The following is a 12,771-nucleotide window of genomic DNA, read 5'->3' as shown; positions in this document are numbered from 1 at the left end:
GCGTAGTACGCTCGATCGACCTGAGGGAACGCCCCTGACCCGCGCGCCGGGCAGGGCTTGGGCGAGGCGCGAAGGGCCGCGTGGGGTGCGGAGGGGTGCGGGCGAGTCGGAGCCGAGGTCGACGCCGTCTCTTCACTTCCTGGAGGCACTGGCTGCCGCCTCCGGCCTTCCGGCCTCCCGCCGGACCGCGTAGTAGCTCGGGCCTTCCGCCGGGTCCCGTAGTAGCTCGGGCCTTCCGCCGGGCCGCGTAGTACGCTCGATCGACCTGAGGGAACGCCCCTGACCCGCGCGCCGGGCAGGGAGCACACATGCCGGAGTGACGCGATGCTGCGCACCATGTTCAAGTCCAAGATCCACCGGGCCACGGTCACCCAGGCCGACCTGCACTACGTCGGCTCGGTGACCATCGATGCCGACCTGATGACGGCCGCCGACCTGCTGCCCGGTGAACTCGTCCACATCGTCGACATCACCAACGGCGCCCGCCTGGAGACGTACGTCATCGAAGGTGAGCGCGGGAGCGGCGTCATCGGCATCAACGGAGCCGCGGCCCACCTCGTCCACCCCGGGGACCTGGTCATCCTGATCAGCTACGCCCAGGTGGAGGACGCCGAGGCACGCGCGCTGGTGCCCCGCGTGGTCCACGTGGACGCGGAGAACCGGGCGGTGGGCGTCGGGGCCGATGCGGGGGAGCCCGTGCCGGGCTCAGCCACGTCGCGGGCTCCGCACGCGGTGCCGGCTGCCGGGTAGCCGGTCGTTGACTTCACGTGCGGTTCAACTCCCAGTCTGGTGCCGAAGGATTCCGGCGACCCCTCGACCGCGACGGGTCCGGCCCGACAGGAGTTGAGCAGTGCCCTTCACCGACGTCGAACGCACCTACCTGGACGGACAGATGCTCGGCCGCCTCGCGACGGTCGGCCCCGACGGCACCCCGCAGGTCCGCCCCCTCGGATTCCGCCTCAACGGCGACGGCACCATCGACCTCGGCGGCCCGTGGCTCGCCCGCACGCAGCGCTACCGGAACGTGCGGCGCAACCCGCGGGTGAGTTTCGTCGTGGACGATCTGACCCCCGACGAGCCTGGCCAGGTCAAGCCCGGTATGGGCCGCGGCGTGGAGGTCCGGGGCCTGGCGGAGGCCACACGTGCGGACATCCCGCCTGTGAACCCCGCCTGGCCCCAGGACATCATCCGCATCCGCCCCACGCGGATTCTGAGCTGGCACATCGACCCGGACAACCCGGACGGTGACAGCCGGGACCTGCGCTGACCCGCGCCCCGCGCTTGCACCGGGCCGGGGGTGCCTCTGTCCGTGGCGTGCGGGCCGCGGGTGGGTGGTGGCTGGTCGCGCCGTTCCCCGCGCCCCTCCGGGGCGCGCCCCGGGCCGTCCGGGACGGCCCTGAGGCGCCCTGAGTCGCCCTGAGGCGCAAGCGCAGGGGGACGGCGGGGCGCGTCAGTGGTCGAAGACCTCGCCGAAGCGCAGGCCGGCAGCATCGGTGAAGCCGAAGTCGGCGCCGTTGAACGAGGTGACGCCGGACGTCGTCAGGCCCGACGCGGCGCCGCGCAGCACCCAGACAGCGCCCGCGTCCGCCACCGTCCCGATGTCCTCGCCCTCGGCGGCGGCGAACAGGTCGGCCCTGCCGTTGCCGTCGATGTCCGCGAGATGCACGCTGGAGCCGAAGCCGTCGCCGTCCTCCGCGACGCCGGGAACGCCGGTGGTCTCCTGGTGGAACGTCTGTGCCCCGGTGGCGGACACCCCGTCGGCGGAGCCCTTGAGGAGGACGACGGCACCCGCGTCAGTGCCGCGGACGACCTCCGAGGGGACGCCCACGGCGAGGTCCGCGTAACCGTCACCGGTCACGTCGCCCACGGACACGTCGGCGCCGAAACGGTCGCCGTCCTCGTCGGTGCCGGGGACCCCCGGGTCGGACTGGTCGTAGGTGACGGACTCCCGGCCGGTGCCCAGGCCGTCCGGCGCGCCCCACCGGACGGTGACCGCGCCCCCGCCCCGGCCGCCCGCCGCCGGCTCGCCGGTGACCAGGTCGGTCGCTCCGTCCTTGTCGATGTCGCCGGCCGCGACCGAGCGCGTACCGGCGCCGCCGTCGGACAGGACGTCGTGGTAGTAGCCGATGTCGCCGGGGCCGCCGCGGAAGGTCGCCAGGTAGTCCCCGCCATCTCCGCTGCCGCGCTTGCCATAGACCACGTAGTCGGTGCCCTCGGTACCCGCGGGGCCCGAGAAGCGCCCCGCGACGACGCCGTCCAACTGCACGTCGTCGGGGAGGAAGTCGAACTCCAGGGGCAGCGGCGCGTCGCTGCCGTCCCCCTTGGGCGGCACCTCCGAGTACCACCAGAAGTGGCGTCCGCTGACGACCTGGAGCTGCGCGGTACCGTCCCCGTCGAGGTCGCTGAAGGAGGCGCCCTGGCCGAAGTTCCGGTCGTCGGCGGTGGGTGCGTTCAGTGCGATGCCGCCGCTCGTGAGGCCCCTCGCGCCGCCCCAGACGACCGAGAGGCTGCCGTCCGGCTTGCCGTCGGCCTTCTCGTAGGGCGCGCCGACGATCAGGTCGGCGTAACCGTCGTGGTTCACGTCCCCACTGGTGACGTTCTCCCCGAACTGGTCGCCCGCCTCTGCCACCCCCGGCACGCCCGCGGTGTCCTGCGTGAGGCGCACCGAACGGGACGGGGAGACCCCGGAAGCCGACCCGTACGTCACCACCACGGCACCCGCCTTCCCATCGGCCTCCGGTACGCCGATGGCGACGTCGGCGTAGCCGTCCCCGTTGAAGTCCCCGCGCGCCGTCTTCTCTCCCTCGGAGGAGGGGGCGGCGGCTGTCGCCATGCCGGCGGCTGCCGGGGCGGCGGCTGCCGGGGCGGCCGTCGCCAGGGGGACCACGAGACCGCCGGCCGCGAGAGCCGTCAGGGTCGCTGCTGTGACGAGTGTGCGCTGACGCATGGTGGTGTCCTCTTCTGCTGGCTGCCGACTGCTGAGTCCTGTTCCGACTGCGGGCCCGGAGCTTCGAAGTCGAAGACTCAGACGGTCCGGAAGCGTCAATGGTTGTGGCGCCAGGGGCAGTTGGTGCGACGACCGGACTGGGCTTCCGCGAGTCGGTGCGGATGAGAAACGCCGACCAGGGCGACCTCCGCCCAGACCGTCTTGCAGGGAAACGGCCCTCGCGTGACGCCCCACCGCTCGGCCAGCGCGTCGACGAGGAGCAGACCGCGCCCCGACGCGGCCTCGGAGCCGGCGGGCCGTGGCTCCGGGCGCGGGACTCGCTCGCCCAGCGCGTCGGTCACCTCAAGGCGGAGCGAGCCGGGCACGGGACAACTGGCCCTCAGCCGGAAGCTGCGCCCCGGCACCCGCCCGTGCAGCGCCGCGTTGGCGGCCAGTTCACCGACGACATGTGCGGCGGTGTCCGTCGGCAACCCCCGCGAGGCCAACTCCGCGACGGTCAGTAGCCGCGCCAGGCGCGCCCCGCGCCGGGTCGGGGAGAGAAGGACGGTGAAGTCCACGTCGTACGTGCGCGGTGGGAGGTGGAACCCCTCCACTCGCGCACCGGTCGTCTTCTCGCTCATGTCACTCAGCGTGTCCAACTGGGCGCGGTCCGAACAGGGGTGAAGGCTGCACGGGTGAGGGCTGTCCGGACGCGGAGGCGGAATGGTACGGGTTGTACGCCGTAACCAGGACAACTTTCCACACTCTGTGACACTCGGTCGTTTCCCCCGCTTATGGTGCTGCGCAACGAACGCGACAGAGGTGGCACAGAGGTGGTTGCGCATGGCTGAAAACGGCGGTGGCGAATGGGAGCCCGGCCTGGAGGAGGACGACTCCAGCGCGGTGATGCGGGCCGTCAGCCGGCAGATCAGGCTGTGGCGCGAGGCCGCCGGTCTCACCCAGTCCGGCCTGGGCTCGGCCATCGGATACGGCGAGGAAATGGTCTCCGCCGTCGAGCGGTGCAAGCGGCTCCCGAAGCCGGAGTTCCTCGACAACGCCGACAAGGCACTCGGCGCGGACGGCAAGCTCTCCGCCATGAAGGAGGACGTCCAGCAGGCGCGGTACCCGAAGAAGGTCCGCGACCTGGCCAAGCTGGAGGCTCAGGCGGTGGAGCGGGGTGCGTACGGAGATCACAACATCGACGGTCTGTTGCAGACAGAGGAGTACGCGCGGGCTCTGTTCGCCCAGCGGCGGCCCGCGTACACCGAGGAAGAGATCGATCGCAACACGGCTGCTCGCATGGCCCGCCAGCAGATGCTGGAGCGGCAGCCCGCTCCCATGCTCACTTTCGTCCAGGAAGAGGCGACGCTGAGAAGGCCGATCGGCGGACGGGACGTACTGCGGCGGCAGCTCGAACAGCTCCTGCGCATCGGCACATTGCGGCACGTGACGCTCCAGGTGATGCCGACGGACTCCGAAGAGCACAGCGGCATGGGCGGGCGCATCGAGTTGTTGAAGCTCAGGTCAGGGGAGGCAGTAGCACTATGGGAAGCACAGCTGTCCAGCGGCCTGCTGTCGGACCCCCGACAACTGCAGATCCTTGAGCTGCAGTATGGGATTATCCGCTCACAGGCGCTTACGCCTCGTGAGTCGTTGGCCTTCATCGAGAAAGTGCTGGAGGAGACATGACGCTGAAGTCTTCGGGTGGCTCCGCTCCGGAGTGGGTCAAGAGCAGCTACAGCAGCAACGACGGCCCATCGTGCGTGGAGGTCGCCGCCTCGCCTGGGGCGGTGCACGTCCGCGATTCCAAGGTCACGGACGGGCCCCGACTCGCCTTCGAGTCGGACGCCTGGTCCGCATTCGTCTCGCACGCGGCCACGCGCTGAGGCGGCCCCGGTGCCGCGCCGGTGACGGGGTGCCGCGCCGGTGCCGGGATGCCGCGCCGGTGACGGCTGGGCACCGGGGAGAGACGTAGCTCCACCGACAGGCGGGCCCCTCCCGTGTGTAGCCCCGGGCTTGCAAAGCCCCGGGCGCGCTCGACGCGTCCATGCCGAGCCCATTCTTGGCGCTCTGTGACAAGGCGCCGACCGGGATTCTCCGGGAGAATCAGAGGCGTTCGGGTGTGCGTTCGCGGACTGGGACTGGGGGGTCTGATGGGTGGTTTCCAGGGCTTCGACCTGGCGCGTGTGCGGGAGTTGGCAGGGCATCTGGAAGCGGTGGCGGGCTCCATCGTGCCGATGCACCGCCAGCTGTCGCAGATTCTGGAAGCGGCAGGTGCCGACATGGCGCCGGGGAAGGTGAGTACGAGCCCGGAGCTCCAGCCGCTGGTGGAGAGCCCCGGGGTGCCGATGGCCACGGGATCGATCCCGATCTCGAAGGTGTACGGCATCCCGACGGGGTACCTTCCGGGCCCGAAAACGCAGGGCGAGGCGCTCGCGGGCGGTCCGCTGCCCGGCTCCGTCGACCCGTTCCTGCGGCAGACGGCGGGCGACATCCGCGCCCGCTGCGACCGGCTGGAACAGGTGCGGCGGGCGGCACCGGCCTCGGTCAAGCTGGACGCGGGGGCCCTGCTCGCCGCCGAGATCGTCGACCTCAACGCCGTGCCGAAGCCGAACGCCGGCGAGCAGGCCATCGCCAAGTGGTGGGCCGGACTGACGCCCGCGCAGCGCGAGCAGTACCTGTATCTGAAACCGGAGTCGCTGGAGACGCTCAAGGGGCTTCCTGCGGACGTGCTGCGGCGGGCCGCGCAGCTGGCGTACTTCAAGGTGGTGCCGTACAAGACCTCCAGCCAGGAGAGGTCCGGCGGTACCAAACTCTCGCTCGGCATCATCGAGATCGGTGAGGGCTTCGCCCTGCGTACCGAGCAGATGAACGACGGCACCTACCGCGTCACCATGATCGCCAACGACCAGGCGGGGCTCAAGACCGACAAGAAGGGCGTGACGATCGGTGGCACGCTGAAACTCGAAGTCGGCGACACGTGGGTGTTCAAGAACAAGGAAGAGGCGGACAAGCTCCAAGACGACCTCAACGAAGCGTTCATGCTGCACACGGAGGAGAACAGGAGCCTGATGGGCGCCATCTGGGCCAAGATCCGGTTCCCCACGGTGCTGGATCGTATCGGGCAGCCGAAGATCAAGGTCACGACCAAGGGCGTCGAGGTGAACGGGACGATCGGCGCCGGAAACGTCACCCCCGGGATCAAGTTCGGCGGCAACTTCTCCACCATCACCAGCACCATCGATCCCCGCCACCCCTCGGTGACCCAGAGCAGAGAGTTCACCATTGAGCCCTCGCTGACCAGGGGAAATCTGCTGAAGACCGAGTTCGGTGCGGTCATCGACGGCAAGATCCAGGTGGTCCGCGACAAGAACAACCCCGACCCCAACACCAACATCACCACCGTCCGGCTCATCCAGACAGTGGAAGGAAAGCTCGGTGGGTCGTTCGGCGGAAAGCTGGGCAGCAAGAAGACGAACGTCAACGGCACGTACAAAGAGGGGCGTACCACCTCCCACGTGGTGACGGTGAACGTACCGATCGGCGCGAACCAGGAGGAACAGGCCGCCGCCCGCAAGTGGCTCAACGCGCCGTCGCCCGCCGCCCTGGCCGGCACCGCCGTCCCCACCAAGGCGCCTGCTCCCGACGCGGGCCTGTTCGCGAAACTGGCACATGAGCGGGGGCAGGTCAGCGCCATCTCCTACCGGGGGTCGGCCGCCGAGTTGAAACTGGGCGCCAAGTTCACGGTCGAGGGCATCCCCATCGGCTTCGAGGCCACGGCCGGCGGGAAGAGCGACCGTGCCGTCGGAGAGCAGTACCTGGGAGCGCCCGATCCCACGACCGGCGAGCGCACGTTCGTGCCACTGAACTGAGCGCCCGGTCGTCACCCGACCGCGCCCGCAGCCGGTGGAGGTGCCCTGCCCCGGCTGAGGGGCCGCGCCCCGGCGGAGGGGCCGCGCCCTGGTCGGGGGTCTGGGGACTCAGGTGGCGGTCGCGGCGGCGGTCGCGGTCGCGGCGCCGGTCGCGGTGGCGACCGTCGCGGCGAGCTCACGAGCCCGGTCGTGGGCATCGGCCATGGACGCCTCGTGCATGGGGAGGAACTCCGCCAGGGACGGTGTGTGGGGAGCCATGGTCATCTCGGGGACCACGGTGGCGACGTCGAGTCCCAGTTGGCTCTCGTGCCCGAGAACCGTCTCAGTGGTGGGCACGACGTAGTCCAGGCCGTGGTGGGGCGCGCCGGGACCGTAGCTGCCGCCTCGGGCGGAGATCAGCACCGCCGGACGTCCGGCAGCCGGGGACGGCTTGAACGTGCGACCGAAGACCATGACCTGGTCGAGCCAGGCCTTGAACACCGACGGCATCGACAGGTTGTACATCGGCACCGTGAACAGGTAGGCCCTGGCGCCGAGGAACTCCTCGATGAGTTCGTCCTGCAGTTCGGCCGCGGCAGCCTGCTCGTCCGTGTGGTGGGCGGGATCGGTGACGCGGGCGGTAACGCCGGCGGCAGTGAGATGGGGCACGGGTGTCGCGGCGAGGTCGCGGTGGACGACCTTGCCGCCCCAGCCTTCGAGGAAGGACTGGCCGACCTGGCGCGAGACCGAGACCTCGCCGAGCGCCGAGGAGTCGATGTGAAGCAGGTACGACATGGTGGGTGTTCCCTTTCAGCGGTGGTGTGAGAGCGCGCTTGAGTGAGCGACCAGAGCGAGTCGTTGTCGTGAAGTGGGGTGTGTGGAGCCGCCGACCTGGTGTTACATACTGGTAGTGCGGTTACACACCAGGTGAGAGGCGAGTGGGATGGTGTCAGCGCGACAGATCAGTGGTCCGTGCCAGGCGTGGCCAAAGGACAGCGCCTTCATCCGCGAGGTGCTCGATCGCATCGGCGACAAGTGGACGGTGTTGGTCGTCGGCACCCTGAGCACCGGCTCGCTGCGCTACTCCGACCTGCAGGCGAGCATCCCGGGCATCTCCCAGCGGATGCTCACCCAGACCCTCAAGTACCTCGAGCGAGACGGGCTGATCACGCGGACCGCGTACGCCGAGGTCCCGCCGCGAGTGGAGTACGAGCTGACGGATCTTGGGCGGTCCCTGTTGGACGCGGTCGCGGCGATGGCTGGTTGGGCCGCCGCCCATCACCGTGAGATCGCCGACAACCGGGCCGCGAGCGAAGTGACCGGAGTCGGCCGAGGCAGGACGTCGGTCAGCGCGTCGGCGGGCTGAGCCTGGCGGTGCTTCCTCCCTGCGCGGCGCCGGGTACGCCGCCCGCGGCGTTCTCGTCGCTCGCCTCGACAGCCGACGCCGCGTCGGCGCCGTCCACGGCATCGACGGCATTGACGCCGTCCACGGCATCGGCGGCATCGGCGGCATCGACGGAGCACATGCCGGTGACGGAGTCGCACCACGCGCCGGCGGGTACCGCCACGATCCCGAACTCGTCCTTCGCGCGGCTCATGACACACGCTCACTCGCCACGGGCCCGGCCACCTGCTGCAGCAGCCGGTCGTAGACAGGGACCTTCTGGGCGCCGGGGGCGGCCACCCGGCGGTCGAGGACGACGAACGGAACGCCGAGCGCGCCCAGTTCGAGGCCAGCGTCGCGGTCGGCGCGCACCCTGTCGGCGTACTCGCTGCCCGCGAGGACCTCGCGGGCTCGCCGCCCGTCCAGTCCGACTGCTTCCGCGACGCCTGCGAGAGTGTCCGGGTCGTGGGGGTTGAGGGTGCCCGCGAAGAAGCCGTCCTGGACGGTGGAGAAGAACTCGAACCCGCGGCCGTGCGCGCCTGCGTACTGGACCACGCGGTGCAGATCGAACGTGTTGGCGTTCAGGCGGCTCAGCGAGTACGCGAGCCCCTCCTGGCGTGCGAGGGCCCGCATCTGGCGCTCGGCCCTCAGGACGTCCGCGGCGGTGCCGCCGTGGGCGCGGAGGAAGCTCTTCGCGTTCTCCTCCGGCTCGCGCGGCGCGCCCGGATCCAACTCGAACGACCGCAGGACGATCCCGAACCGATCCGCGTCCGGACGCCGCGCGATCGCGGTCTGGAGGCGGTGCTTTCCGACATAGCACCACGGGCAGCCCAGGTCAGACCACACCTCGATGACGACCCGCGACCCCCCGGGCTGGGTTGGCTGCTCAACCAACGTCCTCACCTCACTATGAGTGCGTAACGCCATCATGAGTGAGTAAGAGAGAGCCTACAAAAGGCACATGGAAGTGCGTCAGCGTCGCCCGTCAGGCACTACGCCCTCATCTGCGAAGGGCCGCTACGCAATCCGGCCCCTTACGCGTGCCGTGGCCGTCGTGCTGCCAGGTGTCCGGCCCTTTCGACGGGCGGGCCTGTGCGGCGGTGGGCGAAGTGGCCGTCCGCGCCCACAGTCGGGGTAAGTCTGGGACAGGGACTTCGCGCAGCAGCCCGTTCGCGAAAACGTACCGCTGTACTCGCTGAGCTGCGGAAGTGCCACAAACCAGCTGGCGGGCCGGCGCCGACCACACCCAGGTCGACGGCGCTGCGGGCGGTGCCGGGCCCCCAAGAGGGCTCGGGGGCCCGAGCTCACCGTTCTGTGCCTCGCAGGCGCCGTGCGGTGTCGATGTCCTGCTGGAGCGCGCTGAGTCGGGGTGGTTCGCGATCGGCGTCCAGTACGACCACGCGGAGCTCGTCACCCACGTGCGGCGGGGTAACGCTCTCGTCCGACCACGAGGGGTGCTTCACCTGGTCGACGAACCCGGCAACGCCCTCCACCTCGACCGCCGCTCCCACCGGCGCCACGGCGACGATCCTCGCGATGCACTCCTGATGGTTGAGCATGTTCACATTCTCGCCCTTTCGTCCGGGGGACGGCGGCGGGGTCAATCAGCGACGGAGAGGACGACCCGTCGTTCGCTGAGGTTGATCGATGAGACTTTGACGGGAAGCGTGTCGCCGGTCTGAATGGGGCCTGTCCCGTCCGGAAGCGCGGCGACAGGCAGCAACCCGGAAACGTCCTTCTCGACCTCCATGAATACTCCGACAGGTGCGACCTTTTCCACGGTGCCGGTCACGGTCGCTCCGAGTCGTGAGCGCGCGAAGTCCAGGAAGGGGTCGTGCTCCAGCTCCTTCAGCGACAGAGAGACCTGCTCGCGTTCCCTGTCCACGCTGAGAACGACTGCCACGATCTCTTCGCCAACCTGCGCCACCTGCGTGGGATGGCTGAACCGCCTCCACGAGAGGTTGGGGGCCGTCACGACACCGGAAGCGTTCCCGAGGTCGACGAACAGCACTGTCGCCGAGGACGCGGTGACCTTCCCTCTACAGACCATTCCGGGATGCAGTTGCTCGATGTCCACGGCAGCCGGGCCCCCGTACGCCCGGGCACCGAGAGCGCCTCCCCGCCGAGGGTGAAATACCCCGTCAGCACGCCGACGTGACCTCATGAAATATCAAGGCTAGGGTCCGCACCTGGGGATGGGTGGAACCCCAGAAGCTTGTTGACCTTCAACGAGATGTCGATGAGCTGCTCTCTTGAGACTCGGGGTACCGCGTCCAGCTCGTTGTCCTCGACAAAGGAGGTGAAGCCGTCTGGCAGTGCGATCTGATATGTAGATACGTAAGATTCGAGATCTGCACGCCAAATAGATTCCCCGTCCGTGAGAATGGATGACCCGCCACGCACACGGAAGGACTTGTTGACAACGTCTTCGGTCGACTCCATCACGTCGAGTACTGGATAGCCAGAGCGCAAGTAAAGGCATACTCTTTCACGGTCGTAGAAAGTAGCCTGACGTAGCGCCTCGTCCAGGCTCGCGTTGTATGCGTGTGGCATACTTGGTTCTAGTTCTCGGAAAAATCCAATTGGTTTCATGATCCTCTACCTTGGTGCGATTGGCAGGAAGAGCCGACGGGCTTGACTTGGCGGTGCGCGCTCTCAGCACGGCGAACGATCGCGATTCGGCCACTTCCACAGCTCAGCAGATGCCACGGTACGTTTTCGCGAACGGGCTGTTGTGCGAAGGCGCCGCCCTCAGTGCGACCGCGCTGGTGCATTGTGGTGCCGGTTGCTCCTTGGGGGGAACTCCGATCGTCTTTTCTGAGAACGAGTTCTGTCGTCTCCTGAGGGGGGACTATATCGCCCAGTCGTGGGCTCCCGGTATGCAGAAGGGAAATAGAGCGCCGGTTATCTTGAAGCATCCACGCGCCTGGCGAGGCGGTTTATGTGAAGCCGTCCGGTAGCTGAAGTGCAGGACCCTGCAGGACTTCGATGCACACCCCGAGGTCGGGGTCCGGGGCGGCGATCTGGACGGTGGCTAGTGTCCCGGGGAAAGCGTTCTCGATTTTTGCCCTCCATGGGTCAACGAGTGTCGCGGCCAGAGCTAGTTGTGCGTCCTCCCTCGAATCTTGCGGGCCACACCACCTTGCGAAGAGGGCACTGATGTCAAAAAAATTGAAACTGTCTACGACCCTGGTCCATTCTTCGATGGTGTTGTCGAATCTCGGCGATGAGCGGGCTGCCGACATGCGCCTTTCGATTTCCTCCTGACCGGCGCCGTACAGGTCGACAATGAGCGCTCCGTGAACTTCCAGGACATTGGGCCAGAAGAGCCAGCGGTAGGCGATCGCTTCAGTGACGCTTCCGAGCTCCATCAATGCCTCAGGCATCGACTCTGCTTCGACGCCTGGCTTCACGGAACGAAGTACCGCGAGAGGGTCAGCAGGGACTTCGTGACTCTGTGCGGGGTCAGTATCCAAGAGGTAGTTCATCTCCAGAAGCTCAGTAACCGAGGCCTCCACCCTCAGGGTGGTACAGAGGGGGTTCGATTCCGCTGTGTGGTTTACCTGTTCCCAAAATCGTGGGCCTTTGTTTCGTCCCGTGGGGTCGCGGGGCTCTTCGAGCCACTGAACTGAGCGCCCGGCTCTTTCTCATCCCTCGGCGGGGGCGGCAGACCGGGCTCCCGAGGGGAAGGGGGACGGCACGGGCGGTACTCCGTGGCGCGGCACGGGCGGAACCCGGTCCGCGTGACAGCACGAGAGGCCTGCGGTTGTCCGGGCTCACTCGTCCAGCAGATCGTCGACGTACTCGCACAGAACGCCCGGCAGCGCGTCGCGGTCGATTGCCCGCAGAGGGGCCAGGTCACTCCGCGGTTGGAAACCCGTGGAGCCGAGCTCGAAGAGTGCGTGCAACTGCGCCTCGAGCGCCGAGCTGTCGCCCTCCGTCGCCGCGCACGTCGCGAGAGCCCTGGACAGGATGCGGACGTCCTCCCGCCCGTATGAGGAGGGCCAGTCGGCGCAGCGATCCGCCGCCAGCTCGCGCCGCCGGGGGTCGGGATCGAAGAGCTGCCGCACAAAGCTGCCCACCGCGTCGGCGGGCCGCCCCCAGAAGAAGACGTAGGCGTTCGCCTCCTTGTCGAAGCGCACGCTGTGGCCGGCTCGTCGCACGCTGAGATTCTGGTCGAACCATTCGAGCAAGGCGGCTGCGGCGGCTTCCCCCTGGTACTCGGTCAAGGCGGGGACCTCGAAGTCGAGGACCCGTACGACGAGGAAACCGCCCTCAGCGAGCGCGTCGAGCTGATCGACCACCAGCCGGACGCCGAGCCACAGGTAGTAGCGGTCCCGCGCAGGCAGGCACTCCGGCACTGCGAAGCCGACGCGCAGGCCATCGATGCGCTCGCCGTCAACGGGCACGTGCGGGCTCACGTCGACGCGCACGGTCACCACCGCGTTGAGCCCCCACGGCCCAAGCCGCTTCCGGTAGGTGTGGGTGCTCGTCCGCTGCAACGGTGGTCACTCCAGTCGTGTCAGTCGTCGTTTCTCACAGGGAATCCTTGACGGCTCAGGCGGGGCATCGGCCTCGACAATCGTTCCGAGGGGGCGTGGGGCTGGGGC

16 protein-coding genes are annotated in these 12,771 nt (G+C 68.6%); 6 read left to right on the top strand and 10 right to left on the bottom strand.

Annotation, left to right across the window (positions count from 1 at the left end; genetic code table 11):
* Window positions 1-324: 324 nt before the first annotated feature.
* Window positions 325-750, top strand: a complete 426-nt coding sequence (panD, locus tag AB8Z75_RS20920) for an aspartate 1-decarboxylase (RefSeq protein WP_369204213.1) — start codon at window positions 325-327, stop codon at window positions 748-750.
* Window positions 751-850: 100 nt separating this feature from the next.
* Entirely contained in the window at window positions 851-1,267 is a 417-nt protein-coding gene (locus AB8Z75_RS20915; RefSeq protein WP_369204211.1) for a PPOX class F420-dependent oxidoreductase, read from the top strand.
* Window positions 1,268-1,450: 183 nt separating this feature from the next.
* Here the strand turns inward: AB8Z75_RS20915 and AB8Z75_RS20910 are convergent, their stop codons facing one another.
* Window positions 1,451-2,947, bottom strand: coding sequence for a hypothetical protein (locus AB8Z75_RS20910; protein WP_369204209.1), 1,497 nt, complete (start codon window positions 2,945-2,947; stop codon window positions 1,451-1,453).
* A gap of 95 nt (window positions 2,948-3,042) precedes the next feature.
* Window positions 3,043-3,567 carry an ATP-binding protein gene (locus tag AB8Z75_RS20905; protein ID WP_369204207.1) on the bottom strand — a complete coding sequence of 175 codons (525 nt, stop codon included), beginning with the start codon at window positions 3,565-3,567 and terminating at the stop codon, window positions 3,043-3,045.
* A gap of 202 nt (window positions 3,568-3,769) precedes the next feature.
* On the opposite strand from AB8Z75_RS20905, the gene AB8Z75_RS20900 reads away from it, so the two are divergent.
* The 3 genes from AB8Z75_RS20900 to AB8Z75_RS20890 all read left to right on the top strand — a co-directional run bounded on the left by AB8Z75_RS20900 (window position 3,770) and on the right by AB8Z75_RS20890 (window position 6,798).
* Window positions 3,770-4,615 carry a helix-turn-helix transcriptional regulator gene (locus AB8Z75_RS20900; RefSeq protein WP_369204205.1) on the top strand — a complete coding sequence of 282 codons (846 nt, stop codon included), beginning with the start codon at window positions 3,770-3,772 and terminating at the stop codon, window positions 4,613-4,615.
* A complete protein-coding gene (locus AB8Z75_RS20895) occupies window positions 4,612-4,812 on the top strand; it encodes a DUF397 domain-containing protein (protein ID WP_369204203.1) in 201 nt (66 codons plus the stop codon). Before AB8Z75_RS20900 ends, AB8Z75_RS20895 begins: the two co-directional genes overlap by 4 nt.
* A 267-nt stretch (window positions 4,813-5,079) precedes the next feature.
* Entirely contained in the window at window positions 5,080-6,798 is a 1,719-nt protein-coding gene (locus AB8Z75_RS20890) for a hypothetical protein (protein ID WP_369204201.1), read from the top strand.
* 108 nt (window positions 6,799-6,906) lie between these two features.
* Here the strand turns inward: AB8Z75_RS20890 and AB8Z75_RS20885 are convergent, their stop codons facing one another.
* Window positions 6,907-7,572, bottom strand: a complete 666-nt coding sequence (locus AB8Z75_RS20885) for an FMN-dependent NADH-azoreductase (RefSeq protein WP_369204199.1) — start codon at window positions 7,570-7,572, stop codon at window positions 6,907-6,909.
* A 148-nt stretch (window positions 7,573-7,720) separates the two neighbouring features.
* Here AB8Z75_RS20885 and AB8Z75_RS20880 point away from each other — a divergent pair, with 148 nt between their 5' ends.
* Complete coding sequence (locus AB8Z75_RS20880) at window positions 7,721-8,143, top strand: winged helix-turn-helix transcriptional regulator (RefSeq protein ID WP_369204197.1); 423 nt, start codon at window positions 7,721-7,723, stop codon at window positions 8,141-8,143.
* On the opposite strand, the gene AB8Z75_RS20875 is transcribed toward AB8Z75_RS20880, so the two are convergent.
* The 7 genes from AB8Z75_RS20875 to AB8Z75_RS20845 form a co-directional block, all read right to left on the bottom strand.
* Window positions 8,124-8,375, bottom strand: a complete 252-nt coding sequence (locus AB8Z75_RS20875) for a hypothetical protein (protein WP_369204195.1) — start codon at window positions 8,373-8,375, stop codon at window positions 8,124-8,126. The two genes, AB8Z75_RS20880 and AB8Z75_RS20875, sit on opposite strands and share 20 nt — an antisense overlap.
* Window positions 8,372-9,055 carry a DsbA family oxidoreductase gene (locus AB8Z75_RS20870; protein WP_369204193.1) on the bottom strand — a complete coding sequence of 228 codons (684 nt, stop codon included), beginning with the start codon at window positions 9,053-9,055 and terminating at the stop codon, window positions 8,372-8,374. Before AB8Z75_RS20870 ends, AB8Z75_RS20875 begins: the two co-directional genes overlap by 4 nt.
* 410 nt (window positions 9,056-9,465) lie before the next feature.
* Window positions 9,466-9,720 (bottom strand): hypothetical protein, encoded by a 255-nt coding sequence (locus AB8Z75_RS20865; protein WP_369204191.1) that lies wholly within the window; start codon window positions 9,718-9,720, stop codon window positions 9,466-9,468.
* A 41-nt stretch (window positions 9,721-9,761) separates the two neighbouring features.
* Window positions 9,762-10,238 carry a S1 RNA-binding domain-containing protein gene (locus AB8Z75_RS20860; RefSeq protein ID WP_369204189.1) on the bottom strand — a complete coding sequence of 159 codons (477 nt, stop codon included), beginning with the start codon at window positions 10,236-10,238 and terminating at the stop codon, window positions 9,762-9,764.
* Between the two features lie 83 nt (window positions 10,239-10,321).
* Window positions 10,322-10,753, bottom strand: coding sequence for a hypothetical protein (locus AB8Z75_RS20855; RefSeq protein ID WP_369204187.1), 432 nt, complete (start codon window positions 10,751-10,753; stop codon window positions 10,322-10,324).
* A 347-nt stretch (window positions 10,754-11,100) separates the two neighbouring features.
* The gene (locus tag AB8Z75_RS20850) at window positions 11,101-11,679 is read right to left on the bottom strand and encodes a hypothetical protein (RefSeq protein ID WP_369204185.1); all 579 of its coding nucleotides are present in this window, start codon (window positions 11,677-11,679) and stop codon (window positions 11,101-11,103) included.
* Window positions 11,680-11,937: 258 nt separating this feature from the next.
* Window positions 11,938-12,663, bottom strand: a complete 726-nt coding sequence (locus AB8Z75_RS20845) for a hypothetical protein (RefSeq protein ID WP_369204183.1) — start codon at window positions 12,661-12,663, stop codon at window positions 11,938-11,940.
* Between the last annotated feature and the right edge of the window lie 108 nt (window positions 12,664-12,771).

Origin of the sequence: Streptomyces sp. PU-14G, assembly GCF_041028275.1 — a bacterium.
Lineage (GTDB): Bacteria > Actinomycetota > Actinomycetes > Streptomycetales > Streptomycetaceae > Streptomyces.
This window is presented reverse-complemented; position numbering and strand designations above follow the sequence as displayed.